We start from the raw sequence: 23904 nt of genomic DNA, 5'->3' as shown, positions 1-23904 counted from the left end.
GTCGAGGACGTTGCCAGGGAGATTTTTGTAAAGGCGAGGGAGAAGTTCAGGGGCAAAATCCACGTTAGAGTTATCAGCAACGAGAGCATTCACAAGCACGACGTTATCGCGGAAACGTGGAGCTGAGACGATGAAACTCGTCCACGACCCAATACACGGCGGAATCGAGCTTGATGACTTTGCCGTTAGACTGGTTGACACGCCGGAGTTCCAGAGGCTCAGGAGGATTACCCAGCTCGGTCTGGCTTTCCTCGTCTATCCCTCCGCCAGACACACGCGCTTTGAACACTCCTTGGGGACCTTCCACATAGCTAGACTGATACGGGCTAGGAACTCAGAAATAGGGGAGGGAGTCGTTTACTCGGCCCTTCTCCACGACCTTGGACACTATCCCTTCTCCCACACCCTCGAATGTCTCTACCCGAGGCACGAGGAGAACACGCGCTGGCTCATAAAACACGGCGAAGTCGGAGACGTTCTGAGGGAGCGGTTTTCTATTGGGGAGTTCCTTGGTTTCCTTAAGCATCCGCTCGTGAGTGGTGATATAGACGCGGACAGAATGGACTACCTTGTGAGGGACGCATACTACACCGGCGTTGCCTACGGCCTCGTTGACCTTGAGAGGCTCATCAGGAATCTCAGGTGGGACGGAGAAAGACTGGTTCTCGGCGAGAAGGGCATAATGGCCGGCCAGAACCTCCTGATATCGAGGAGCATGATGTACCCAACGGTTTACCAGCACCATACCGCAAGGATAGCCGGCGCGATGCTCTGCAAGGCCGTTGAACTCGAAGGAATTGCCGAGAGGGAAATACGACAGATGGACGAGATTGACCTCGTTGCAAGGCTCAGGGCGAGCGACAGGCGGGAAGTTAGAGAGCTGATAGGGGCGATAAATGAGCGGAAGCTCTACAAACGCGTCCTCTGGAGCAGTGAAAGGCTTGAGCCGGAGCTCGTTGAGGAACTGAGGAAAGAACTTGAGGAAGAGTTTGACCACCTCGCCTTGCTGGACTACCCCAAGATGCCCAAGTTCGAGGAACGTAACGCCTTCGTCGAATGCAACGGGGAAATCAAGCGTCTCAGTGAGGTCTCGCCGGTTGTGAAGGCCCTCGTCGAGGCTAAGGAAAGCCACTGGCGGTGGGGAATTTACGCGAGGGAGGACATTGGGGAAAAGGTCAGGGAGTTTGTATCAAAAACCCTTAAGTAGTTTAAAGAACATGGAGCTTGCCTCTATTCTCACCTGGGAAAAGCTTTATAACCGGGCCTTTTAAGTTAAGCCGACAAGCTCATCCAAAGGTGGTGTGTTATGGGAAGAAGGGAAGAGATGATTGCGAAGATTAAAGAACTGATGACCCAACCTGAGAGAATCAGGAACATGGGTATCGCCGCTCATATTGACCACGGTAAAACAACACTCAGCGACAACCTGCTCGCTGGAGCGGGAATGATTAGCGAAGAACTTGCCGGAAAACAGCTCGTTTTAGATTTCGACGAGCAGGAGCAGGCGAGGGGTATTACAATCAACGCGGCCAACGTTTCAATGGTTCACAACTACGAGGGACAGGACTATCTTATCAACCTGATTGATACTCCGGGTCACGTTGACTTTGGTGGTGACGTTACGAGAGCTATGAGGGCAATAGACGGTGCCATCATCGTGGTTGATGCAGTTGAAGGTGTCATGCCCCAGACCGAGACCGTTCTCAGGCAGGCCCTCAGAGAATACGTCAAGCCTGTTCTCTTCATCAACAAGGTTGACCGTCTCATAAAGGAGCTCAAGCTCGGCCCGAACGAGATACTCAACCGCTTCGCCAAGATAATCACCGACGTCAACAGACTCATCAAGCGCTACGCCCCGGAGGAGTTCAAGAACCAGTGGCTGGTCAAAGTTGAGGACGGTAGCGTCGCCTTTGGAAGTGCCTACTACAACTGGGCCCTCAGCGTTCCCTTCATGAAGAAGACAGGCGTTACCTTCAAGGACATCGTCGAGCTAACCAACGCCGGTGATCTCAAAACACTCAGGCAGAAGGCTCCGCTCCACGTCGTGGTTCTCGATATGGTCGTTAGGCACCTTCCGAATCCGCTTGAGGCCCAGAAGTACAGGATTCCACACCTCTGGAGGGGAGATATCAATAGCGAGGTCGGCCAGGCTATGCTCAAGTGTGACCCGAAGGGCAAGATGGTCATGGTCGTGACCAAGATAATCATCGACAAGCACGCCGGTGAGGTCGCCACCGGCCGTGTCTGGAGCGGAACCGTCAAGAGCGGTAAAGAGGTTTATCTCATCAACAGCAAGAGAAAAGCTAGAATCCAGCAGGTCGGTATCTACATGGGTCCCGAGAGGATTAACATGGAAGCAGTTCCGGCCGGAAACATTGTAGCGGTTACCGGTCTGCGCGACGCCATGGCCGGTGAGACCGTTGCGGAAGAACCTATTGAGCCGTTTGAGGCCCTCCACTACGTCAGCGAGCCGGTGGTTACCGTCGCCATTGAGGCCAAGAACGTCAAAGATTTGCCGAGGCTCATCGAGGCTTTGAGACAGCTCGCCAAGGAAGATCCAACGCTCCACGTCAAGATTGACGAGGAAACCGGCCAGCACCTCCTCAGTGGTATGGGTGAGCTCCACCTCGAGGTCAAGCTCGTCAAGCTCAAGGAAGACTGGAAGATTGACGTTGACGTTTCACCGCCGATAGTCGTCTACCGCGAGAGCGTCACCAAGAAGAGCCCAATCGTCGAAGGAAAGAGCCCGAACAAGCACAACAGGTTCTACATAACCGTCGAGCCAATGCCCGACGAGATTTACGAGGCCATCAAGGAGGGTATCATCCCGGAGGGTAGACCCAAGAACCCGAAGGAAGTAGCAAAGAAGCTAGCTGAACTTGGCATGGACTACGAGATGGCCAAGGGCATCGTTGACGTTTACAACGGTAACATGTTCTTCGACAACACCAAGGGTATCCAGTACCTCAACGAGGTCATGGACTTACTCGTTGACGGTTTCCACATGGCCATGGACGAGGGACCGCTCGCTAAAGAGCCAGTCATGAAGGTCATAGTCAGGCTCCACGATGCCAAGATACACGAGGACAACGTCCACCGCGGTCCGGCTCAGATATACCCGGCCATAAGGACTGCCATCCACTGTGCCATGATGAAGGCCGGTCCGGTCCTCTACGAGCCCTACCAGAAGGTTATCATCAACGTGCCCTATGAGTACATGGGTGCCGTCAGCAGGGAAATCAACCAGAGGCGCGGTCAGCTCATCGATATGAGGCAGGAAGGAGAAGTCATGATTATCATCGCCGAGGCTCCAGTTGCAGAGATGTTCGGATTCGCGGGAGCGATACGTGGTGCAACCAGCGGAAGGGCCCTCTGGAGCACTGAACATGCGGGCTTCAAGCGCGTTCCGAACGAGCTGGCCCAGCAGATTATCAGGCAGATACGCCAGAGGAAGGGCCTCGACCCGAATCCGCCGACCGAGAAGGACGTCTGCCCACAGCAGTGAGTTTCCAATTCCTTTCCCTTTCTCAATTCTAGAATTTTGGTTCGTTCTCGGCCTAATCCTTTCACTCAGAAAAGAGAAGTCCAAATTTTAACAAATCCGCGTTCAAAGGCGATTAGTTAACTTTTTAAACTCCCCCCTCAAGTTAGGGTCGGAACTCATGAGGTCCCCTCGTAAACGGCGGGTTTCCCGCTCGAGGGGGCTGAGGTTCGAAAAATTTAAAAAGCCGTCCTAGTCAATCGGACTAGACCAAAATTTGGAGGTGTTTGAAAATGGCAAAGGAGAAGCCACACGTTAATATAGTGTTTATCGGCCACGTCGACCACGGAAAGAGTACAACCATCGGAAGACTGCTCTTCGATACCGCCAACATTCCGGAGAACATCATCAAGAAGTTCGAGGAGATGGGTGAGAAGGGTAAGTCCTTCAAGTTCGCTTGGGTCATGGACAGGCTCAAGGAGGAGCGCGAGAGGGGTATCACCATTGACGTCGCCCACACCAAGTTCGAGACTCCGCACAGGTACATCACCATCATTGACGCTCCGGGCCACAGAGACTTCGTTAAGAACATGATTACCGGTGCCAGCCAGGCTGACGCTGCAGTTCTTGTGGTCGCTGCCACCGATGGTGTCATGCCCCAGACCAAGGAGCACGCCTTCCTTGCCAGGACCCTGGGTATAAACCACATAATCGTCGCCATCAACAAGATGGATATGGTCAACTACGACCAGAAGGTCTTCGAGAAGGTCAAGGCCCAGGTCGAGAAGCTCCTCAAGATGCTCGGCTACAAGGACTTCCCGGTTATTCCGATTAGCGCTTGGGAAGGCGACAACGTCGTCAAGAGGAGCGACAAGATGCCCTGGTACAAGGGTCCAACCCTCATCGAGGCCCTCGACCAGATACCCGAGCCACCGAAGCCAGTCGACAAGCCTCTCAGGATACCGATTCAGGACGTCTACTCCATCAAGGGTGTCGGTACCGTCCCAGTTGGTAGGGTTGAGACCGGTGTTCTCAGGGTTGGCGACGTAGTCATCTTCGAGCCAGCTTCAACAATCTTCCACAAGCCCATCCAGGGTGAAGTCAAGTCCATCGAGATGCACCACGAGCCACTCCAGGAGGCTTACCCGGGTGACAACATCGGATTTAACGTCCGTGGCGTTGGTAAGAACGACATAAAGCGCGGTGACGTTGCCGGACACACCACCAACCCGCCGACAGTTGTCAGGCCGAAGGACACCTTCAAGGCCCAGATAATCGTCCTCAACCACCCAACCGCTATTACAGTTGGCTACACCCCGGTACTTCACGCCCACACCACCCAGGTCGCTGTTAGGTTCGAGCAGCTCCTTGCTAAGCTCGACCCGAGAACAGGAAACATCGTTGAAGAGAACCCGCAGTTCATCAAGACCGGTGACTCAGCCATCGTCATACTCAGGCCGACCAAGGCCATGGTCATCGAGCCGGTCAAGGAGATACCACAGCTCGGTAGGTTCGCCATCCGTGACATGGGCCAGACCGTCGCTGCCGGTATGGTTATCTCCATCCAGAAGGCCGAGTGATTTCTCCGGCCTTTCCTTTACTTCCTAAACCTTAGGAGGGACGGAAATGCAGAAGGCGAGGATTAAGCTTGCTAGTACAAACATCAAGGCCCTCAACGAGGTCACAGACCAAATTAAGCAGATAGCCGAGAGAACCGGTGTCAGGATGAGTGGTCCGATACCGCTCCCGACCAAGAGGATAAGGATAACCACCAGAAAGAGCCCGGACGGAGAGGGTTCGGCCACCTTCGACCGCTGGGAGCTTCGCGTTCACAAGAGGCTCGTCGACATCGAGGCCGACGAAAGGGCCATGCGCCAGATTATGCGCATCCGCGTTCCCGAGGACGTCACCATCGAGATTGAGCTCATCTCCTGATTCCTCTCCTTTATGCGCCGGGGTAGCCTAGCCTGGGAAGGCGCGGGCCTGGAGAGTCCGTGGGCGTTTGCCCGCCAGGGTTCAAATCCCTGCCCCGGCGCCAAAACCCTTCTATCACCGTTTTCTCGTTAAGAACCTTTGTTGTGACGCAGAAAAGCTCGCTCTCTTTATTCAATGCTCGCAACGAAAATAGAAGAGGGAAATGAAGGGCAGTTCAATGGCGCCTTCTCCTCTGTCTCGGCCTGTTCTTTCCCCATCTTCGCCTGTACTCCTTCTCAAGCTCATCCCTTCTAACCATCTCGCGGTACTCCCTGGGCAGTTCTTCGCTCAGCTCTGACTTCCTGACGTCAACGCCAGCCTGCCTTGCTATGTGCCTAAACCTTCTCAGTTCTCCTGGCTGAATAAATGTTATCGCCTTACCCCTCCGGCCCATCCTCCCGGTTCTCCCAATCCTGTGGATGTACTGCTCCGCGTTCATCGGTATGGAGTAGTTAACAACGTGGGTAATCTCGGGGACGTCCAGACCCCTAGCGGCAACATCCGTCGCAACCAGAACCCTTGTTCTACCTTCCTTAAAGCGCCTGAAGGTTTTCTCCCTGGATGGCTGGCTCATGTCACCGTTGAGGACATCAGCCCTAAAGCCGTCCTTTCTAAGCCTTTCAGCCAGCTCCCTTGTTTCCACCTTCGTCTGGCAGAAAACTATACCGTAGAAGTCACCGCTAAGAATTTTCCGCAGGATTCCATAGCGTCTTGCGGGAACGGTCTCTACAAACTCCTGTTCTACCTCACCCGGAACGAGCTCGTCCCTGCTGACGATTACAACCTCCGAGTTTCTCATGTACTTCTTGGCGAGTAAAAGCACTTCCATCGGCATCGTCGCCGAGAACATCATAACGCGCTTCTTTCTGGGTGTTGCCCTGAAAATCGCCTCGATGTCCTCCTGAAAGCCCATGTCCAGCATCTTATCGGCCTCGTCAAGGACGAAGAAGCGAAGGGAGTCGAGCTTAAGGGTGCCACGCCTGATGTGGTCGAGAACTCTGCCGGGTGTTCCAACGACTATTTGGGCCGTTTTAAGTGCCCTTATCTGAGGGCCTATTGGCTGACCGCCGTAGACCGCGTAGATGTCAATCTTTCGCTTTCCGCGAAGAGAGCGGAGCTCCTCACTCACCTGAATTGCCAGCTCCCTGGTTGGGGTAAGGATAAGAGCCTGAACTCTCCTTTGTCCGGCCTCAACCATATCGAGGATTGGCAGACCAAAAGCCGCCGTCTTTCCAGTGCCAGTTTTCGACTGACCAACAATATCGTTCTTCCCGAGGAGAATCAGTGGTATGACTTCCTTCTGAACGTCGGTGGGCTCAAAAAAGCCCTTTTTCCCCACGGCCTCAACTGAGGCCTCCGATAAGCCAAGCTCCTTAAAACTCATTTTCCAAATCTCCTTAACGCTGAAGTCTCAAACGCGCCCCTTCTCAGAACGCGCCGAGGAGAAACGCGCTTTGGCGGGCCGGGGGGGATTTGAACCCCCGACCTGCGGATTAAGAGTCCGCCGCTCTAACCAGGCTAAGCTACCGGCCCACGACCCGAGACCATAGAGGAGAAGCGTGTTTATAAATCTTTCGGTAAAATCTTCTGACAATATACAGAAAAATTTATAAACCGTACTACTGCCCTATATTTGGCAACGCGGGGGTTGCCGAGCCTGGTCAAAGGCGCGGGATTGAGGGTCCCGTCCCGTAGGGGTTCCGGGGTTCAAATCCCCGCCCCCGCACCAGAAACTTTCTGAGAGTTAAAAAACTCCTTATTCCTCGTCCTCGACGTATGGAGCGGTGATGACCTTCCTTATTTCTCTAGCTTTCTTCTCTCCGATGCCCTCGACTTCCTTGAGCTCCTCCTCACTCGCCGTAAAAACCCTCTCGACGTTGCCAAAGTGCTTCAAAAGCCTTTTCGCCAGCGTTGCGGAGACGTTGGGCAGGCCCTCTACTATTAGCCTCTGCCTCTCCGCCAGCGTTAAGGCTTTCTTCTCGCTCCTCAAGCGGACTTCCTTCTTCCTCTCCTCCTGCTCTCGCTTCGCCAGGAGGTAAATGTAGCTGGCGGTTTCCTCCTTGCCCGAGGAGAAAAGCACAGGAACGCCCCAGTCGAGCGTTACGGCTGTTATGGCCCCCCTTATCGCGTTTGGGTGAACGTTCCTGATGCCGTAGAGCTCGCCCTCGATTATGATGACGGGCTTTGCATAGGCCCTCTTTAGCCTCTCGACCTGGTCGAAGAGCCTGCCGTCTATGATGGACTGAATGAAGTCGTTGGCGCTCTTCCTCTCTATTCCAACATCCTCGCTGACCACGTAATCGGCAACGTCCAAAGTTTTAACCTCCACTTCGGCGCCGAGTTCCTTCAACAGCTTAGGAACACCGCTCCTCAGCTCGCGGGAATCAACGTAGACAACTATGCCCTTCGGCTTTCTCACGAAAATCGGCTTTATCGGGAGCTCTCCAGCGTGCTTTTCGGCTTCAGCTTTTTCCTTTTCGGCCTTCTGATTCCCTTTACCCTCACTCACTTTAGCAGATTTAGGTCTCTCCCGTTTTAACTTTAGAAATGCATCAAGGGGTGTTATTTTGCCCTTTCCCATCGGCGCACTCTCCGGAGCTTTTTCCTTTATTTTACCCTCCTTCTCACGTTTCTTTTCGAGTTCTCTGGTGATTCTCTTGATTGCGTCGAACATTCCCCTCTCCTTTCTCCGGGAGCTCCAGTAGTAGGCTTCATCGCGAGTCCCCTTGGCCATGAGGATGACTACCCTGCCGGGCCTGTGTCTGCCGGTTCTGCCACGCCTCTGAATGCTCCTTATTGCCGACGGGACCGGCTCGTAGAAGACGACCAAATCCACCTCCGGGACGTCAAGGCCCTCCTCGCCGACGCTTGTTGCAACGAGAACGTTGAAATCTCCCCTGGAGAAAGCGTCAAGGACTTCCTTCTGCTCCTTTTGACTCATTCCCCTGTCACTTCTCCTGCTGGCCTGGCCTATGAACCGTCTGGCGGAAATTCCCATTGATTCAAGCTCTTCCACGATTTTTTTACCCGTGTCCCTGTAGTTTGTGAAGACGATTATCTTGGAGTTCGGCTTTTCTTCAAGTTGCCTGCGGATTATCTCCTTAAGCTTCTCCATTTTCGGGTGGTCTATTCCACTCTCCTTGGCCTGGACGAGGAGGTAGGTTATCTTCCTCATGCGGGGGTCCTCTATGAGTTCCCTGCTCGATTTTGAGCGGTCTTTGCGGAGCTTTTTGATGTAGTTCCTGAGTGCAGTTAGACCCTGCGTCTCCAAGAGCTCGATGGCATGATGGAGTTTCATGGCCTTGGCCTGGTGTTTCTTAAGGTGGCCTATGGAGTAATCTCCCTTAGCTATCGCCTGGTTTATCTTCGAGCCGGCCAGTAGGACTTCCCTCTTTGGAACGTCTGGAGAAGAGGAGCTTATTAAACCGGCATCTGCGAGGGGCTTAAGGCTCTCCTTCAGCATCTCGCGGAGAATTTTTCTGACCTCCTTGTATATCCCGGGCAACTCAACCCTTACCCACTCGAAGGCTATCCTCTGGACGTAGGGCTTCACATCGGGAGAACTCTCGGTTCTCACCTCTATGCGCTCGATACCGAGGTTGTTAACTATTTCCCTTATCTTCTCCTCGTCGCTACCGGGTGAAGCCGTCAGGCCCAGAACGAGGGGGTGCCTCGCCGTCTTAAGATACTCCTTCGCGATAAAGACGTAGGCGTAGTTACCCACCGCCCTGTGGGCCTCGTCTACAACGAGCAGAACGACGTCTTCCAGGGAAATTCTACCGGTCAGGATGTCGTTCTCAACTGTCTGAGGAGTAGCTGTGATTACTACGCTCTCCTCCCAGAGCTTCCTTCTCTTCTCGGGAGAAAGCTCTCCGGTGAGGACGTTTATCCTCTCCGGCGGGAGGTTGAAGAGCTTTTTAAAGCTCTCCGCGTGCTGAACCGCGAGGGGCTTCGTAGGGGCCAGAAAGAGAACCTTTCCCCCATACTTCGAGAGCCTGTAGTCGGCTATGAGCATCGCTATGAGGGTCTTCCCTAACCCGGTGGGCAGAACAACGAGGCAGTTTCGCTCCTTACAGCGGGCGTATATTACCTCCTGATAAACTCGGGGTTCGATTAGGTCTCTCCTGAGATAGCCCATACTCTAAGTGACGAGAGTGGAGATAAAAAGCTTCTCATATCGAGCTCAGAAACTTCCAGGCGAGGGTGAAAACGGGGGATAGATGTCGCACTCTAGCTAGGAGGAGAACGTTGTTAATGGCCGGAAAGGTCTTCAGGAGAACGAAGAGCAGGGCGAAGGCTTTGAACGCACGTGAAAACTGGCCCATCTTGAGGGAAAACCACAGCAGGGCCGTCCCAAGAAGGGTGTACGCCATGTAACTGAGGACAAAGGAAGGAACATCGTCCAGCCTGTGGGCAATAACGGGATTGGCCTCGGAGAATCCTATCTCAATACCGTAGAGGGTCGTTGTCAAATCCACTAGCGAGGCCATGAGGAAGAGGGCTATGAGCAGGGAGTTTGATACTCTCATGAGTGGTTACCACCTACATAAGAACCTACACGGTGAATGGTTTAAACCTTTTCCCCAAGTCAATAACATGCTACTCACGAACCACGCCATGGAAAGGCTCGTCAAAAGGCTCGCAAAGAAGAGGAAAATCGGAAGAATCTACGCCCATCTCTGGGAATTCCTCGACCGCTCGGTTAGAATTGACTTGAAAGAGGGGGTTGTAATTTTTACGGACGGGAAAAAGAGCCTCGTCTGCGTTGAACTAGAGTGTGAAAGGCTCCCCAAGGAGGAAATACGAAAGAGGGTCGAGAAGCTGAGAGATGCCTACCGGTGCGTCTTCCTTGACGGGAGAATCGTTAGGGAAACCGTTCCCCTTAAATTTTTGAGTGAAATCCCCGATGGCACATATTGTTTTTATATTAACAGGGAAAAGAAAAGCCTCTACGTGGGTAGCGAGAGGCCCCTCCTCGCGATAACATTCCGGCCGGCCAAGAAGGGTGAAAGGGAAAAGTTTGAAACTCAGGCGTTCCCTTCGAGGGGCACCACAAGTATCTCCCCAAAGGGCTCCTCCTGAACTAGGTCAACCTTTCCCATGTTCGCGAGGAAAAGCAGGTAGAGGAAAGTTCTCGCGATGACCTTGGGGGTGTTGTCGAACACCAGGTCCCAGAACCTTATCGGCCTCTTCGTTTCATCGTAGAGCCTTTTGACTATCTCGTAGAGCCTGTTGACGTGTTTCTCGATATCAACCCTGAAGTCGTCAACGACGAACACTTCTTCCTCAATCTCTTCCCTTTTCCTCTTCCGCGGTTTTCTCCTCTCCGCCTCTTCAAGTGCGTCCATCAGGGCCTCTATGAGATCATCGAATGTGTAGTAGCGTTCGACTCTCCTGAGGGGAGGGGCCAGTGGCTCAACTTCAACACGAATCTTTTCCTCTTCCTTTTCCTCTTCCCCTTCCTCTTCCTCGTAAAGCAACGCCTCGCTCTTCATTCTCACAAGGATTGAAGCGGCAAGTATTGCCCTCGCTGAGACCCTGAGGTCTAGCTCCTTCATCTCCCTGAGCCTTTGGATGTACTTTTCGGTCAGGTCAACGATGTCTATGTTCCACGGGTCAACGCGTCCCATCTGAACGAGCTGGAGGAGTATGTCAATGGGCGTTATTTCCTCTTCCCTTTTCGATTCCATTCTCAGCCCTCCAGACGGCCAAACATCTCCCTGTGCTCCTCGTCGCTTTTCCTCCTAATCTCCTCGAGTATCTTCCTGGCCTTCTCAAGGCTGAGCGAGACGACCTTGGAGACGCCGTTCCTCATGGTTACCCCTATAATCCTGTCGGCGTTGGCCATCATGACGTCGCGGTGGGTTATTACAATAAACTGGCTCTCCTGCGAGGCTTCTTTAATCAAATCCGCAACGCGCTTGACGTTTGCATCGTCGAGGTGTGCGTCTATCTCGTCGAGGAGGTAGAAGGGCGCCGGTTTGTAGCGCTGTATCGCAAAGACAAAGGCCAGTGCTATTATCGCCTTCTCGCCACCGCTCATTGCCTCAATCCTCTTGACGTCCTTTCCGGCGGGCTTTGCCTCAATTTCAAGGCCCCCTGCGAACGGGTCCTCTGGGTTTTCAAGGATTAACCTCGCCTCCCCGCCGGGGGAAAGCTTGGCGAACAGCTCTGAGAAGTTCTTCGCTATCGCCTCCAGCGTCTGAAGGAAGACCTGCTTTTTCTGGCCCTCTATCTCCTCGATGAACTCCTCTATGCTTTCCTTTTCGGCAAGAACCTGCTCGCGCTTGCTCTTCAGCTCGAGATAGCGCCTCTCAACGACCTCGAAGTCCTCGATGGCCTTCATGTTGACGGGTTCGAGGGAGCGTATCTCCTCCTCCATTCTCTCGATTTCTTCCCTTAGGGCCTCAAGCTCCAGTGGGATTTCCTTTATGGACTTAATCAGTTTCGCGTCGAAGTGTTTGAGCTGGTTTCTCTTCTCTTTGAGCGTATTCTGGGCCTGTGCCAGCTTTATCTTGAGGGTGTTGGCCTCTATCCTCAGCTCCTGGAGTCTGTTGCTCAGCTCGTCCTTCTCCTTCCTCAGTTCCGCTATCGTTTTCTTCAGCCTCTCACGCCTATCGCGGAGCTCCTTCAGCTCGTCCTTTACGTTCTCCTCCGCCTTTTTCAGCTCTTCCAGCTCGGCTTTAAGCCTCGTTATAGCCTCCTCGTTTTCCTTTATGTTTGCCTGAAGGGCGTTTATCTTGTTTATCAGCCCCTCAATTTCCTCCTCGAGGTCGGCCTTTCTCGGGAGGAGTTCCTCGTTTATCCTGCTCTCAAGCCCCTCAAGTTTGCTCTCCACCCTGCTGAGCTCCTCTTTGAGTTTGCTAATTTCCCCTTCAACTTCCCTGATTCTGGCGTTGAGTTCCCTTGCCTCCGGGTTGTCAAGGGCCTTTCTGAGCTTCTCCCTCTTCTTTTCGAGCCTCTCAATTCTTCCACGGAGCTTTGCCATCTCGCCCTTTGCTTCCTCTATCTTTGATGTGAGGGTCTCAATCAGGCTCTCGTTCTCCGTTATTTCTTCCTTCAGGGCTCTGTCCTCTGCCAAGAGCCTCTCGAGGTCCCGCTGGAGAACCTGTAAATCCTTCGATAGCTCGCTCTTCTTCATGCGGAGCTCAAAGATTGTATTCTCCAGCCCCTTCCTCTCGGCTTTGAGGGAGTTTATCTCCGCTTCAATCGCCTCTTTTTCACGCTCAAGCTTCTCAACTTTCCTTCTAATCTCCTCGACGTTTACACCGAGCCTGCCCCTCGGCCTGTAGTGACCGCCTGTTATGGCACCGCTTCTCTCAAGGAGCTCCCCCCCAAGGGTCACCATTCTAACCCTGCCTATGCCAACGCTTCTCGCCTCGTCCATGTCCTCAACGATGAGCGTGTCGCCGAGTGCATATGCTACAGCGTTCTTAAAACGGGGGTCGTAGGAAACGACGTCCATGGCCGGAACTCCGAGGGCGGGGTTTTCTCTCATCGAGCGGGGCTTTATCTTGTTGAGGGGTAGAAAGGTCAGCCTCCCGAGTTTCCTTTCCTTGAGGAGCCTTATCGCTTTTTCAGCAACCCTGTCGTCTTCGACAACGATACTGTCGTAGTTTCCGCCGAGGGCCACCTCAACCGCCAGGGAATACCTGCCGTCTTTGACGGTTATCAACTCGCCCAGGGACCCGTAGAGGCCGGGGATGTTGCTGGCCTTGAGGAACTCAACGGCGCGGTTACCCCTGACTTCTCTCTGGGCTTCGGCCTTTATGAGTTCTTCCTTTGCCTTCGCAAGTTCGGGTTCAATCTTTCTGAGTCCTCTCGTCTTCTCCTCGAGTTCTTTTTCAAGCTTCCTGAGCCTCGCCTCGGCCTTTGAGAGCTTTCCGTCAACCTCGGACAGCTCGGAGCGCTTTTCTTCGAGTGCCCTCTTCGTTTCCTCAATCTTTTCGCGGAGGACGTTCCTCCTGAGCTGGGCCTTTGTTATCCTGGCCTTAGCCTTTTCGATTTCTTCCCTGAACTTCTCGATTTCGCTTTCCCTCATGTAGAGGCCCTTCTTGGCCTCTTCAAGCTCTTCAACGACCTTATCAAACTCCTCCCTGGCGAGGGAGTAGCGCCTGTCAATCTCACCGAGCTTTACAACCAGCTCGTTCCTCACGCTTTCCAGGCTCTTTATGTCGGCCAGGAGCTTCTCCCTTCTCTTAGACCATCTCTTAATGGCGTTTCTGCTCTTTTCTATCTCCTCACCTATTCTCTTGAGCTCGTCCTTGGCCTTCGCGAGTCTCCTCTGGCTCTCCTCGATTTCCCGCTGGGCATTCTCAATGTTCCTTCTGGCCATCTCAATCTTTGACCTTACCTCGCTTATCCTCCTCGTTACCTCCAGAATCCCGTCCTCGCTCTTCTCCTCAAGCTCCCTCTCGACTTCGGCAAGCTCTCTCTCCTTGGCCACTATTTCCTTCGCTATCTCCTTGAGTTTAGCGTTTAGGGCCTCTATTTCCGCCTCAATCTCCCTGTCCCTTGCGCCCTCTTCCTCAATCAGGTTTTCAAGTCTCTTAATTTCCCCGAGGAGAAGAGTAACCCTCGCCCTCTCCACTCTCTCCTTGAGGTCGAGGTATCTTAAGGCGTCGTTTCGCTCCTTTTCGAGTTTGTCGAGCTGGGCCTTGACTTCCCTTATGAGCAGGTCAACGCGCGCAAGGTTCTCCTCAGCCTGCTTGAGTTCCTTCAGGGCTTTCTCCTTTTTGGAATCGTACTCGGCTATTCCCGAGATGTCATCTATTATGAGCCTCCTCTCTGTTGGCGACATCTTGATGAACTTCGTTATGTCCCCCTGAAGGACGATGTTGTAACCATCTGGAGAAATCATGGCCGCGCTCAGGAGGTCTATTATCTCGCTCCTGCTCGTCCTTTTTCCGTTGAGCCAGTATGTGCTCCTCCCATCCTTGTAAACGCGCCTCTTGATTACGACCTCATCCTCATCAATCGGGAAACCCCTGTCCTCGTTGTTGAAGTACATAGCCACCTCGGCGTATTTCGCTGGGGGTTCGCTTTTTGAACCCGCGAAGATTAGGTCGCTTATCCTGCTCGCGCGCATGGCCTTCGCCGAGAGGCCCCCCAGAACGAAGAGAACGGCGTCACCGATGTTGCTCTTTCCAGAACCGTTTGCACCCACTATGGCGGTAAAACCCTTTGCGAGCGGAACAACGACCTTTTTGTTACCGTAGGATTTGAAACCCTTCATTTCTATCTTCTCGATGTAAGGCATAGCTCACACCTAAGTGGAGAAGGGGGAGGGATGATATATAAACCTCACTCAACGATTCTTTTTAACATTGCAAGGATTCTTTCATCTATCCCGTCACTAACAGTTACATAAAAATCCGAATTTGAAAGGATTGCCATGTCTCTCAGCTTTCCCACAAAGCGAAGTGTTCTTTCAAGGCCGTTCTCAAGGAGCAGGTACTCAAAGGCATCTAGAATGACTGTGCCAGAATTATCCAGCAGTGCATTCCAAACCTTTTGCTCTATAACATAGAGGTTAGTTGGTTCAATTGCGTTTGGGTGTCTTACTCTTGTTACCCATATATGAACTATATTTTGAGTTGGGATCTCGCCCGGCATTTTTCGGGTTATGAGAATTTTCTTATCGGAGATAGTTTCTAGTATGGCTGGAAGTGTCCTGTAATTTATGACCCTACGGAATTTTCCATGGGTTTTTCTTCGTAGGAACATATGTCGCCACTTCCTCATGAATTATAGAACACATTGGAACATCTAAGTTGGTCTACTAGTACTTGAGACAATCTGTTTATAAGTTTTACTGGCCAATTAGATAACAATTTAAGTTTTAAATTGAAGAAAAGAAAATTCAATGCAATACTTTCAAAGTTCACTCACTTCTCTCACAGAGTTCGAGAAGAACACCGGTAACAGCCTTTGGGTGTACGAAAGCAATCTTGGCCCCACCGGCTCCAATCCTAGGCTCCTCATCGATGAGCCGATAGCCCTTCTCCTTGAGCTCCCTAAGGTGCTCCTCAATGTTCGTAACGCCGAGTGCTATGTGGTGTATCCCCTCACCGCGCTTGGCTATGAACTTTGCTATTGGCGAGTCTTCAGTGGTCGGCTCAAGAAGCTCAATCCTGCTTTCTCCAATGTGGATTATCGCTGTCCTGACCTTCTGGTCCGGGACTTCCTCAATCTCGTCAACCTTGAGCCCAAGGCCCTCCCAGACCTTTATGGCCTCCTCCAGGTTCTTAACGGCTATACCAACGTGGTCTATCTTCTTAAACATCCAATCACCCCCAGAGATCCGCTTTAAGTTTTTTCATGATAATTTGAGAGGCTGAATAGGGGTCAAGCTTTCTCTCCACAACTTTCTCAATAAGTTCTCTGGACTCCCCTTTCTCAAGTTTTTCCTCTACTCTTTTTGCTATTGACGATGCTATGATTGTTTTCACTTCCTCCCTGGCGCGGAAAGCCCTGCGCTCCTTCAACCTTCCGCTCTCCTCCATGTGCTTCCTGTGGCTCTTTATTGCCTCCCACAGGGGTCTAACGCCTTTGAGGGTGAATGCTGTCGTTTCAACTATCGGGGGTTCCCAGCTGAGCTGTTTCCATTTGTCCCTCTCGAATTCTAGCGCCATCTTGAGTTCCAGGTAAACCATCTCGACGCCTTCCCTGTCGGCCTTGTTGATGGCGAAAATATCGGCAACCTCCATGAGGCCGGCCTTTATGGCCTGAACTTCATCGCCGAGACCCGGAACGGTCACGAGAACGACGGTGTCAGCTGTTTTGACTATATCAACTTCAATCTGGCCGACTCCAACCGTCTCGACGAATATCAGGTCGTAGCCTGAGGCGTCCAGAACCTTTATAGCATCGTTAGTGGCTTTTGCCAGACCGCCAAGGGAACCCCTGGTTGCCATACTCCTTATGAAAACTCCCGGGTCCGTGGAGTGCCTCTGCATCCTGAGCCTGTCTCCCAGTAAAGCGCCCCCGGTGAATGGCGAAGTAGGGTCAATGGCAATGACCCCGACCCTGTGGCCATCCTCTCTGGCCAGCTTTATTAGCTTGTCAAGAAGCGTCGACTTTCCCGAGCCGGGCGGACCTGTAATCCCGACAACATACGCCCTGCCGGTGTGCGGGTAAATCTTCCGTATTATTTCCCTCGCCTTATCCTCATCGTTTTCAACGAGGGTTATCAGCCTTGCTATTGCCTTTTTATCCCCTGATAGGGCCAGCTGGATCAATGACTCTACACTCTCCATTTTCATCACTGGAGAAATTATCCAGCTGAATAAATATAAAGTTAAGCGTTTTTGAATCTCTTTAGTTTTTCAACTGCCTTGTCAACGAACTCTATCACCGTCTTTAATGGAGTCCCAGGGCCAAACACTTCCGCAACACCCATTTTCTTAAGCTCCTCCGCGTCGTCGGGCGGGATTATACCCCCGGCGAATATGACTATGTCCTCGTTTGGCTTTATCCCCCTCTCCTCGAGGAGCTTGATTATCTTTGGAATCAGAACCATGTGTGCCCCAGAGAGTATGCTTATGCCCAGAACGGCGGCATCTTCCTGAATTACAGTCTCAACTATTTGCTCCGGTGTTTGCCTTATTCCCGTGTAGATAACCTCATAACCGGCTTCCTTTAAAGCCCTCGCAACGACCTTCGCTCCTCTGTCGTGACCGTCAAGACCGGGTTTCGCTATCACAACGCGAACCTTTGAGCGCTCAACCATGAACACCACCGCAGAAAATTGGACGTGTGAATATTTAAACCTTTGTCAAAGTTCAAGACTTATCTTTACGTTGGATATTTTGTCCATAAGTGTTTTAAACCCAAAAGAGTCTCATCTACCATGCTTCACGATGCTCACACTCACACGCTTTACTCGGACGGAGAAGGTGAGGTCGTTGATAACATAGCCGAGGCCGAAATGAAAGGCCTCTTACTGGTTGCTATAACGGATCATGTCCACTACCTGAGTGAGGGAAGCTTCAACGCCTATCTGGGTGAAATCGGGCGCTGGGGCAGGGAAAGCGACATAACAGTTTTAGCGGGAGTGGAGGGGAACATAACCCCGAACGGTGTAGATGTCCCTGGCTGGATGGCGAGAAAGCTGGACTTCGTGATTGCGAGCGTTCACGAGTGGGTTGAACGGCCTGAGGAATACCTGAACCTCGTCAGGATCGCCCTCACCGATGAGAACGTTGACGTGATAGGCCACTTTGGGGCGAACTTTCCTTACATAGGTTACCCCCTCTGGGAGGAACTCCTTGAGATAATAAAACTCGCCGAAGAAAACGGTAAGGCCTTTGAGATAAGCTCCAGCTACCGCGTTCCCGATTTGGAGTTCGTTAGGGAGTGCATTAAACGGGGGGTTAAACTTACCTTTGCCAGCGACGCCCACAGGCCGGAGAATGTTGGAAACGTTGGCTGGAGTGTAAACCTTTTCAAAAAGGCCGGAGGAAGGCTGGAGGATTTACTATTCAGTGAGTACCTTTAGCCCGATGACGAGCTACTCCCGGCTGAGATGTGATGAGCCACCTACCGGCCGAGGGCTTTTAAGCCAAAACCCCAACATTCGACCATGAAGAGGCCCGAGAAAATTCTGCTGGTTACGGGCAGGCTCGCCGAGCCCCTCGTCAGGAAGTACGGTGAGGGTTGCGACGTCTTCGTTACACCAGTCAGCGTCGCGGCCTTCCTCACACCTGAGCTCATAGTCCATTACCTCAAAAAGGCCGGAATCAAGAGAGGAAACTACGACCTTATTCTAATCCCCGGCCTCGTTCGGGGCTCCGCTCAGGTTATAGAGGACGAACTTGGGGTTCCAACGTTCAAGGGCCCTAGGAATGCTATGGATTTGCCCCAGATACTTAAGGCCCTGAGGAAGGGCTTCAAGCTGAGCAGGGAAAAGCCAGCCGATGAGCTCTTCTCCCTCGACGGCCTGAAAAAAGCAGAGGACATCCGGAACAGAACACGGAATAGGCGCTACATTGAAAAGGCCCTAAAAAGGCCCTGGAACGTTCTCATTGGAAACCTGCCAGCTGGGAGGGACTTTCCGGCCCGGATTCTCGGCGAGGTCGTCGATGCCCCGAGGCTCGGCGTTGAAAAGACCGTTGAGAGGGCCCTCTACTACCTCCGTGAGGGTGCTGACATAATAGACATCGGCATGGTGGCCGGGGAGACGAATCCAGACTTCATCGAGGAAATCCCGGAAATCCGCGAGCAACTCATGGAGAAGGGCTTTGAAGTACCGATTAGCTTCGACTCCCTCAACACGGCTGAGATTGAGATGGCTCTGGACTACGCCGACCTCTTCCTGAGCGTTGATGCCGGAAACGTTGAGGAACTCGTAACGGAAAAGCCCGTGGTTCTAATCCCGACGAACCAGAGGAGGGGCTTCTTCCCGGTTAAGCCTTTGGAGAGGGTTGAGTTCCTGGAGGAGCTCAAGGAAAGGGCCCTTGGGCTGGGCTACAAAACGGTCATTCCGGACCTAATCCTCGAGCACGTGCCATACCTTGCGCGTTCCATAACTGCCTTCCAGCTCTACCGCGAAAGGAACCCCGACGACGTTCTGCTCGCCGGAGTCGGCAACGTGGTTGAGCTATACGATGCGGACAGCGTCGGGATAAACGCCCTCCTTGCTGGAATCTCAAGGGAGCTTTCGATAAACCTGCTCCTGACAACCGAGACGAGCGCAAAGGCTAGGGGCTCGATCAGGGAGCTGAAACGAGCCTTGGACATGAACCTCTTCGATATGCCCAAGGACCTCGGCTTCGACCTTCTGATTTTAAAGGAGAAGAGGGCCAATGACTGGAAATTTGAACCCACCCAAAAGATTGTCGAGGCAAAGGAGAGGCCTGTTAGGCTGGAGCCCGTTTACTTCAGGATATGGGTCGAGGACGGGAGAATCTGGGTCAACGCTCATCGCGGGACGGAGGCAATTCTTACAATCGTCGGCGACGAACCGAACGCGATAATCGACACGATTCTGGAGCACTTTGAGATAAGCCCGAGGCACGCCTTTTACCTCGGAAGGGAGCTGGAGAGGGCTAAAACTGCTCTAAAGATAAGGAGGAGCTACGTTCAGGAGGTTGAACTTTTTCCCGACTTCTACTAAAGGTTCTGCATCGCCGGTTTCCTGAAGAGCTCGTCAAGCTCGGCCCTCTTTGCACTTATCTCCGAGTATAGCTCACTCAGTTTTTCGTTCCCGGGATATTTTAGTTTGAGGCTCATAAGTAGGCCCTCAAGAAAGCTTAGAATCGAGAGCCTTATGTAGTCCTCGCCCTTCTTGGTCTCAAGGCCTTCGTTCAGCCTCACAAATGACTCAACGCGTTCGATTAGCTCTCTTTCTCCAAGTTCTTCCAGAATGGCCTTTACTCTCTCGACTTCCTCAACTTTCATAGCTCCACCTCCATCTTAAAGAACTCGACGGCGTTTTTTTCGGTTTCCCTTTCCACTTCCTCAAACTCAAGCCCCTGGAGTTTTGCTATCCACTCGATGGCAACGCGGACGTTGCACGGGACGTTACGCTGTCCCTTGAAGGGGCTCATGTACGGTGAATCGGTCTCAGTGAGCAGGTAATCGAGGTCTATAGCCTCGGCAACCTCCTTCACCTCTGGGATGAAGACTATCCCCGTGTTTATGCCAATCAGGTGGCCGTTCTCGACTATCTCTTTGGCCAGCTCAACACTTCCGGCGTAAGAGTGGAAGTATGCCCTGACCCCGACCCTCTGGACGAGCTCGTAAGCCTCTTTTTCTGCATCTCTCGCATGTATCACAACCGGAAGGTTGAGTTCGAGGGCGAGCCCAAGGAAGTGCCTGAAGATTTCCCTCTGGTTTTCCCTCTGCTTCTCGTTCTCCGCGTAGTGGTAGTCGAGGCCTATCTCCCCGATGGCGACTATCTCGTCCTTGTGCCCAAGGATGAACTCCTCGACCTTCTTCACCTTCTCCCAGTTGCCTCTCCGCGCTTCGTTTGGGTGGTAGCCAAGGGTGGGAAAGATAAAGCCGAAGTACGGTCTCAGTAGCTCCCAGCTCTTCCAGACGTGGGCCTTCCGGTACTCGGTTATGGAGTCCACAACTGCCTTCAGTTCTCTCTGGCACTCCTCGATGACCCTTGGTGCCTCCTTCTTGTAGAACTCGAAGTGCGCGTGAGCGTCAATCATGGGAGTCGGTAGGCTCGCTCATAGAAAAACTTTTCTTTTGAATTTCCGATAGGGATAATGGCGTTAGAAAATGGAGCGAGATCCAAGTGAGATAATGAGAGAAATCGTCAACAGATTGAAAAATCTCTCAGCGAAGGAGCTTTTAAGCTATGCAATCTTTAACGAAGAAGAAGAGGCTAAATATTACGCGGAGTTGGCAAGACGGGCAAAGAGACGAAGTGTCAAGGTTCTCTTCGAGAAAATGAGCGAAGAAAGTAAGCTTCACGAAAATACCCTAAGAAACCTTTTTGATAGGCTGTTTCCCAATGAAGAGCCTGTTAAAGTTGATATTCCCCCTGTTGAGGTCTATCCGTTCTACCCAAAGTTCGAAAACGCCAAGGACTACGCATCTGCACTGCGCTACTGCATGGAGAGCGAGCTCTTCGCAAAGCAGACCTACGAGTTGCTCGCGAGCGTTGCCAGAGACGAGAAAGTAAGAGAACTTGCCCTTAGTCTTATGATTATGGAGCAAAAACACTATGAGGAAATAAAGAGCGTATCTGAACTCATAGAAGCCTTTGAGCACAGGCGTTCTTCTCCCTGGGAACTCGATTCCGGTGCGTATCTCCTCACCGATGACGTTAAAGCCAGATATTTCCTCCTCGACTTTCTGGACGAACCGAAGAGACTGCTGGCACTGGTTCGAGACAACCCTCGAAAGTTTTCTGAATTCATTGAGGACTGCGGGAAAGTCCTGTGGATTACAAAGGCTGAGGTAGAGAATGCAGTTCCTCCCGAGTTATTGCCTGACGTTAGGGGAGAAATAGCTCACTTTTTCAAGGAGTGTGCTTCGAAAGAGAGAAGGGGAGTTGTGTTCATTCAGAACCTCAGCTACCTTGTTACTCAGCTCGGCTTCAGGGAGACCCTTGATTTTGTCCTCTACATCAAGGATCTGGCGATACTAAACGAGGGTTATCTCATAGCAACGGCCATTCCAGATGCATTCGAGAAGAGGGAATGGGCGATTTTAACGTCGGAGCTTGAGTTAATCTCTTGAGCGTTTTTCCCACACAACCCTTCCATCTTTCCTAACAACGCGCAGGACCCTGTGGTAGGGAATCTGGGTTTCTCCGATGAAGAAGTAGCCGTGCCCCAGCTCTATCATCTCAACGGGAATTTTCTTCTCGTTTCCGTAGGCCCCCCGATGCTCAATGACGATATAGTAATTCCTCTCATCTTCCCTGGGGTCGTGTTTAATCTTTGCCAGAACCTCCTTCAAAGAGCCCTTCCTCATAGGAGCCTCATCACCCTTTCAATGTTTTCAGGCCAGTCCTTTATAATCCACCCGTGTCCGGGCAGTCCGAAGTCCACATCGAGCTCGGCCAGTCTCTCAACGCTCTTTCTCAGCTCCTCCCTGCTTCCCGTCGGCAGGTCCGTTCTTCCAACGGTGCCCTTGAATATAGTGTCGCCGGTGAAGATTAGCTTCACTTCTCCATCTAGGTAGAGGCACGAACTTCCAGCGGTGTGGCCCGGTGTATGGATTAGCAGGAGTTTTCTCTTCCCTATTTTGATGTAATCGCCGTCCCTCAGCTTCAGCTCGACTTCATGGCCCGGGAACCTTTCCCCGTATGCGTAGTCGAGAATGATGCGACTCTCTGCCCTTTCAATGACCTCGGCGGTTATTCTATGGGCCGAGAAGGTAACCTCGACGCCGAGCCTTTCAAAGAGCTCCTTCATCCTGAGATTTCCCCCAATGTGGTCGAAGTGTTCGTGGGTGTTGAAAATCACGACTTTTTTCAGTCCGGTGAGATAGCCTTCACTGAGCCAGAGGGAAAAGTAGCGCTCCACGTTTCTCCCGGTTCCTGTGTCAACCACCAGTGCCTCCTTTCCAGACCGGAAGAGGTAGACGTTTGAGTCCCAGTTTAGCCCCTTGAGCATCACCGTGTTCGGCGGAATCTCTACGGGGAACAGGTCGGGGTAAATTACCTCAAGGTTCTCCAAGCTCCCACCTCCAAAAGGGCTCGAGGGGGGACCGCGTCTTCATCTCGGGGGGAGCGAGTCCCCGTCAGGAGGGATGAATCTCTTCATCGCCCCGGCAATCTAAAAGCCCGGAACGGGCTTTATTTACCGAATACGGCTTTTTGGTGGGAGTGGAACTCATCGCCCAAGTCATTGATTCATCGCCTCAACTCGTTAATTTCAAGTACAGAGGCCTTTAAAAAGCTTTAGAGAGCACATTTAAAGGCCCTTTAAAACATTCATCGCCCAATTTCTGGGTCCTTTAATCTGAAGTTATCAACAAGCAACTAACTTTTTTGAGCAGGTATTAACAACTCCCAAAATAATTCACGACAGAGAGGCCCCAAGTGTTGTCCTAGAAGCAATTGTATCTTCTGGAGCTAATTAAAAACTGAACTTGTTTTCATAAAATAAATCTCTAGAAAAAAAAGTCCTAGAATGGAATTCTCCGGAACTCTCTTCGAGTCCTTCAGAGAACTTGAACCTCAATTTGGCTTTTCTGATTCTCCTCTCTATTAACTATTCTAAAGTCAGTTAAGTAAGCTTCATTACCGAAAACTTCTTTTAATAGCTCCTCTATCGCCGCAATTTCATAAACAAATCCAGTTCTATTTCCACCAGGTAAAGCCACGAGAATAGCCCTACTGTTGCCCTTCAAATAAGCCCCAATTAACTTCTCTTCAACCTCTTGGCAGTTTAAACAAGGTAAACTCCTCCACTCTGCCGGCGCCACCATGTCTACGCCCCCTCTTTTTAGCTTGAGGACTTTATCGCTTTTCACAAAGTTTAAACTGATTCCATCGCCCCAGACTATTACCTTCATCTTAATCCCCCAATCTTGTAGTATCATTCTACAAATAAAAACATACCTCTAGGTTGCGGGACCAGATTCTATTAAGTCCCGTAGTATTCGCTTAACTTTACCTAGGAAATCAAGAGACCAAAAGAGCCCCCTTGCAGAAAAAGACACTAAACACGCACATTCTACTAATTTTTGAAAGCATTGACTTAGGCCTGTAGAAAATAGGAGTGGTTCTTGTTTTTGGGATGGATCCAAATCTATGCTGGGAGTTATCATTGATTGGAATCAACGAGAAGAAAGAACAAGTATTGTCCAGTTTTTGGATTTGTAAAATACAAGGTTTCATTTAGTCCAACTCATGAAATCGGACAATTCATGAAGTTTTCTCTCATTGATTCCAATCAAAGGATGTCAATCGCGCTTTCCGTTGGATTGGGGTTCCCACCCTGAAGAATTGGCCAGGTAAAAAGGGTTTTTACAGGGGTTTT

At 51.7% G+C, this 23904-nt stretch carries 23 protein-coding genes and 3 tRNA genes; 11 read left to right on the top strand and 15 right to left on the bottom strand.

Features of this window, described 5'->3' with window-relative positions:
• The 6 genes from MVG27_RS03965 to MVG27_RS03940 all read left to right on the top strand — a co-directional run.
• Window positions 1-126 (top strand): GTP cyclohydrolase, FolE2/MptA family (locus MVG27_RS03965; protein ID WP_297556246.1); only part of this gene is annotated, 126 nt, incomplete at its 5' end.
• 4 nt (window positions 127-130) lie between these two features.
• Entirely contained in the window at window positions 131-1207 is a 1077-nt protein-coding gene (locus MVG27_RS03960; RefSeq protein WP_297547978.1) for an HD domain-containing protein, read from the top strand.
• 99 nt (window positions 1208-1306) lie between these two features.
• On the top strand, window positions 1307-3505 hold the full coding sequence (locus MVG27_RS03955) for an elongation factor EF-2 (RefSeq protein ID WP_297547981.1): 2199 nt from the start codon (window positions 1307-1309) through the stop codon (window positions 3503-3505).
• A 269-nt stretch (window positions 3506-3774) separates the two neighbouring features.
• Window positions 3775-5061, top strand: coding sequence for a translation elongation factor EF-1 subunit alpha (tuf, locus tag MVG27_RS03950; protein WP_297547983.1), 1287 nt, complete (start codon window positions 3775-3777; stop codon window positions 5059-5061).
• A 46-nt stretch (window positions 5062-5107) separates the two neighbouring features.
• Window positions 5108-5416 (top strand): 30S ribosomal protein S10, encoded by a 309-nt coding sequence (gene rpsJ, locus MVG27_RS03945; RefSeq protein WP_297063503.1) that lies wholly within the window; start codon window positions 5108-5110, stop codon window positions 5414-5416.
• A 16-nt stretch (window positions 5417-5432) separates the two neighbouring features.
• Window positions 5433-5519, top strand: a tRNA-Ser gene (locus tag MVG27_RS03940).
• Between the two features lie 111 nt (window positions 5520-5630).
• Here the strand turns inward: MVG27_RS03940 and MVG27_RS03935 are convergent.
• Entirely contained in the window at window positions 5631-6839 is a 1209-nt protein-coding gene (locus MVG27_RS03935) for a DEAD/DEAH box helicase (protein ID WP_297547985.1), read from the bottom strand.
• A 71-nt stretch (window positions 6840-6910) separates the two neighbouring features.
• Window positions 6911-6988 (bottom strand) — tRNA-Lys (locus MVG27_RS03930).
• Between the two features lie 108 nt (window positions 6989-7096).
• Between MVG27_RS03930 and MVG27_RS03925 the strand changes: the two genes are divergently transcribed.
• Window positions 7097-7184: transfer RNA gene (locus MVG27_RS03925), tRNA-Leu, on the top strand.
• A 27-nt stretch (window positions 7185-7211) separates the two neighbouring features.
• On the opposite strand, the gene MVG27_RS03920 is transcribed toward MVG27_RS03925, so the two are convergent.
• Both MVG27_RS03920 and MVG27_RS03915 read right to left on the bottom strand, forming a co-directional pair.
• A complete protein-coding gene (locus MVG27_RS03920; protein ID WP_297547987.1) occupies window positions 7212-9593 on the bottom strand; it encodes a DEAD/DEAH box helicase in 2382 nt (793 codons plus the stop codon).
• Between the two features lie 34 nt (window positions 9594-9627).
• On the bottom strand, window positions 9628-9984 hold the full coding sequence (locus MVG27_RS03915; protein WP_297547989.1) for a DUF5658 family protein: 357 nt from the start codon (window positions 9982-9984) through the stop codon (window positions 9628-9630).
• Window positions 9985-10051: 67 nt separating this feature from the next.
• Here MVG27_RS03915 and MVG27_RS03910 point away from each other — a divergent pair, with 67 nt between their 5' ends.
• The gene (locus MVG27_RS03910; RefSeq protein WP_297547991.1) at window positions 10052-10537 is read left to right on the top strand and encodes a hypothetical protein; all 486 of its coding nucleotides are present in this window, start codon (window positions 10052-10054) and stop codon (window positions 10535-10537) included.
• On the opposite strand, the gene MVG27_RS03905 is transcribed toward MVG27_RS03910, so the two are convergent.
• The 6 genes from MVG27_RS03905 to MVG27_RS03880 all read right to left on the bottom strand — a co-directional run bounded on the left by MVG27_RS03905 (window position 10483) and on the right by MVG27_RS03880 (window position 17186).
• Window positions 10483-11145: a ScpA family protein gene (locus MVG27_RS03905; RefSeq protein WP_297547994.1), complete on the bottom strand. Its 663-nt coding sequence runs from the start codon at window positions 11143-11145 to the stop codon at window positions 10483-10485. The two genes, MVG27_RS03910 and MVG27_RS03905, sit on opposite strands and share 55 nt — an antisense overlap.
• A 2-nt stretch (window positions 11146-11147) precedes the next feature.
• Complete coding sequence (gene smc, locus MVG27_RS03900; RefSeq protein WP_297547996.1) at window positions 11148-14714, bottom strand: chromosome segregation protein SMC; 3567 nt, start codon at window positions 14712-14714, stop codon at window positions 11148-11150.
• Window positions 14715-14758: 44 nt separating this feature from the next.
• Window positions 14759-15181 (bottom strand): DUF835 domain-containing protein, encoded by a 423-nt coding sequence (locus tag MVG27_RS03895; RefSeq protein ID WP_297547998.1) that lies wholly within the window; start codon window positions 15179-15181, stop codon window positions 14759-14761.
• Between the two features lie 157 nt (window positions 15182-15338).
• Entirely contained in the window at window positions 15339-15740 is a 402-nt protein-coding gene (mce, locus tag MVG27_RS03890; RefSeq protein WP_297548000.1) for a methylmalonyl-CoA epimerase, read from the bottom strand.
• Window positions 15741-15744: 4 nt separating this feature from the next.
• The gene (gene meaB, locus MVG27_RS03885; RefSeq protein WP_297548045.1) at window positions 15745-16719 is read right to left on the bottom strand and encodes a methylmalonyl Co-A mutase-associated GTPase MeaB; all 975 of its coding nucleotides are present in this window, start codon (window positions 16717-16719) and stop codon (window positions 15745-15747) included.
• Window positions 16720-16754: 35 nt separating this feature from the next.
• Window positions 16755-17186: a cobalamin B12-binding domain-containing protein gene (locus tag MVG27_RS03880; RefSeq protein ID WP_297548047.1), complete on the bottom strand. Its 432-nt coding sequence runs from the start codon at window positions 17184-17186 to the stop codon at window positions 16755-16757.
• 120 nt (window positions 17187-17306) lie between these two features.
• On the opposite strand from MVG27_RS03880, the gene MVG27_RS03875 reads away from it, so the two are divergent.
• Together MVG27_RS03875 and MVG27_RS03870 are read left to right on the top strand one after the other, a co-directional pair.
• Window positions 17307-17954 carry a PHP domain-containing protein gene (locus MVG27_RS03875; RefSeq protein WP_297548002.1) on the top strand — a complete coding sequence of 216 codons (648 nt, stop codon included), beginning with the start codon at window positions 17307-17309 and terminating at the stop codon, window positions 17952-17954.
• A gap of 84 nt (window positions 17955-18038) precedes the next feature.
• Entirely contained in the window at window positions 18039-19571 is a 1533-nt protein-coding gene (locus MVG27_RS03870; RefSeq protein WP_297548004.1) for a dihydropteroate synthase-like protein, read from the top strand.
• On the opposite strand, the gene MVG27_RS03865 is transcribed toward MVG27_RS03870, so the two are convergent.
• Both MVG27_RS03865 and MVG27_RS03860 read right to left on the bottom strand, forming a co-directional pair.
• Window positions 19568-19855 (bottom strand): DUF3216 domain-containing protein, encoded by a 288-nt coding sequence (locus MVG27_RS03865; RefSeq protein ID WP_297548006.1) that lies wholly within the window; start codon window positions 19853-19855, stop codon window positions 19568-19570. The genes MVG27_RS03870 and MVG27_RS03865 overlap by 4 nt on opposite strands.
• Window positions 19852-20616 (bottom strand): YchF/TatD family DNA exonuclease, encoded by a 765-nt coding sequence (locus MVG27_RS03860; RefSeq protein ID WP_297548008.1) that lies wholly within the window; start codon window positions 20614-20616, stop codon window positions 19852-19854. Before MVG27_RS03860 ends, MVG27_RS03865 begins: the two co-directional genes overlap by 4 nt.
• Before the next feature lie 70 nt (window positions 20617-20686).
• On the opposite strand from MVG27_RS03860, the gene MVG27_RS03855 reads away from it, so the two are divergent.
• The gene (locus MVG27_RS03855) at window positions 20687-21652 is read left to right on the top strand and encodes a DUF835 domain-containing protein (protein ID WP_297548010.1); all 966 of its coding nucleotides are present in this window, start codon (window positions 20687-20689) and stop codon (window positions 21650-21652) included.
• Here the strand turns inward: MVG27_RS03855 and MVG27_RS03850 are convergent.
• The 3 genes from MVG27_RS03850 to MVG27_RS03840 all read right to left on the bottom strand — a co-directional run bounded on the left by MVG27_RS03850 (window position 21641) and on the right by MVG27_RS03840 (window position 23437).
• Entirely contained in the window at window positions 21641-21889 is a 249-nt protein-coding gene (locus tag MVG27_RS03850; protein ID WP_297548012.1) for a DUF504 domain-containing protein, read from the bottom strand. The two genes, MVG27_RS03855 and MVG27_RS03850, sit on opposite strands and share 12 nt — an antisense overlap.
• Complete coding sequence (locus MVG27_RS03845; protein WP_366078714.1) at window positions 21886-22596, bottom strand: MBL fold metallo-hydrolase; 711 nt, start codon at window positions 22594-22596, stop codon at window positions 21886-21888. The genes MVG27_RS03850 and MVG27_RS03845 overlap by 4 nt, the downstream gene beginning before the upstream one ends.
• A gap of 487 nt (window positions 22597-23083) precedes the next feature.
• The gene (locus MVG27_RS03840) at window positions 23084-23437 is read right to left on the bottom strand and encodes a hypothetical protein (RefSeq protein WP_297556244.1); all 354 of its coding nucleotides are present in this window, start codon (window positions 23435-23437) and stop codon (window positions 23084-23086) included.
• Between the last annotated feature and the right edge of the window lie 467 nt (window positions 23438-23904).

Origin of the sequence: Thermococcus sp., assembly GCF_027011145.1 — an archaeon.
Lineage (GTDB): Archaea > Methanobacteriota_B > Thermococci > Thermococcales > Thermococcaceae > Thermococcus.
The sequence above is the reverse complement of the archived record's forward strand: the minus strand, read 5'-3'. Positions and strand labels throughout refer to the sequence as shown.

What these genes read in the sequence shown, in the direction of transcription:
- MVG27_RS03920 (WP_297547987.1), bottom strand. Translation starts at nt 9,593, where the DNA reads ATGGGCTATCTCAGGAGAGACCTAATCGAACCCCGAGTTTATCAGGAG.
- MVG27_RS03895 (WP_297547998.1), bottom strand. Translation starts at nt 15,181, where the DNA reads ATGTTCCTACGAAGAAAAACCCATGGAAAATTCCGTAGGGTCATAAAT.
- tuf (WP_297547983.1), top strand. Translation starts at nt 3,775, where the DNA reads ATGGCAAAGGAGAAGCCACACGTTAATATAGTGTTTATCGGCCACGTC.
- MVG27_RS03865 (WP_297548006.1), bottom strand. Translation starts at nt 19,855, where the DNA reads ATGAAAGTTGAGGAAGTCGAGAGAGTAAAGGCCATTCTGGAAGAACTT.
- MVG27_RS03880 (WP_297548047.1), bottom strand. Translation starts at nt 17,186, where the DNA reads ATGGTTGAGCGCTCAAAGGTTCGCGTTGTGATAGCGAAACCCGGTCTT.
- smc (WP_297547996.1), bottom strand. Translation starts at nt 14,714, where the DNA reads ATGCCTTACATCGAGAAGATAGAAATGAAGGGTTTCAAATCCTACGGT.
- MVG27_RS03850 (WP_297548012.1), bottom strand. Translation starts at nt 21,889, where the DNA reads ATGAGGAAGGGCTCTTTGAAGGAGGTTCTGGCAAAGATTAAACACGAC.
- MVG27_RS03860 (WP_297548008.1), bottom strand. Translation starts at nt 20,616, where the DNA reads ATGATTGACGCTCACGCGCACTTCGAGTTCTACAAGAAGGAGGCACCA.
- MVG27_RS03955 (WP_297547981.1), top strand. Translation starts at nt 1,307, where the DNA reads ATGGGAAGAAGGGAAGAGATGATTGCGAAGATTAAAGAACTGATGACC.
- MVG27_RS03910 (WP_297547991.1), top strand. Translation starts at nt 10,052, where the DNA reads ATGCTACTCACGAACCACGCCATGGAAAGGCTCGTCAAAAGGCTCGCA.
- meaB (WP_297548045.1), bottom strand. Translation starts at nt 16,719, where the DNA reads ATGAAAATGGAGAGTGTAGAGTCATTGATCCAGCTGGCCCTATCAGGG.
- MVG27_RS03960 (WP_297547978.1), top strand. Translation starts at nt 131, where the DNA reads ATGAAACTCGTCCACGACCCAATACACGGCGGAATCGAGCTTGATGAC.
- MVG27_RS03915 (WP_297547989.1), bottom strand. Translation starts at nt 9,984, where the DNA reads ATGAGAGTATCAAACTCCCTGCTCATAGCCCTCTTCCTCATGGCCTCG.
- rpsJ (WP_297063503.1), top strand. Translation starts at nt 5,108, where the DNA reads ATGCAGAAGGCGAGGATTAAGCTTGCTAGTACAAACATCAAGGCCCTC.
- mce (WP_297548000.1), bottom strand. Translation starts at nt 15,740, where the DNA reads ATGTTTAAGAAGATAGACCACGTTGGTATAGCCGTTAAGAACCTGGAG.
- MVG27_RS03935 (WP_297547985.1), bottom strand. Translation starts at nt 6,839, where the DNA reads ATGAGTTTTAAGGAGCTTGGCTTATCGGAGGCCTCAGTTGAGGCCGTG.
- MVG27_RS03870 (WP_297548004.1), top strand. Translation starts at nt 18,039, where the DNA reads ATGAAGAGGCCCGAGAAAATTCTGCTGGTTACGGGCAGGCTCGCCGAG.
- MVG27_RS03905 (WP_297547994.1), bottom strand. Translation starts at nt 11,145, where the DNA reads ATGGAATCGAAAAGGGAAGAGGAAATAACGCCCATTGACATACTCCTC.
- MVG27_RS03840 (WP_297556244.1), bottom strand. Translation starts at nt 23,437, where the DNA reads ATGAAGGTAATAGTCTGGGGCGATGGAATCAGTTTAAACTTTGTGAAA.
- MVG27_RS03875 (WP_297548002.1), top strand. Translation starts at nt 17,307, where the DNA reads ATGCTTCACGATGCTCACACTCACACGCTTTACTCGGACGGAGAAGGT.
- MVG27_RS03855 (WP_297548010.1), top strand. Translation starts at nt 20,687, where the DNA reads ATGGAGCGAGATCCAAGTGAGATAATGAGAGAAATCGTCAACAGATTG.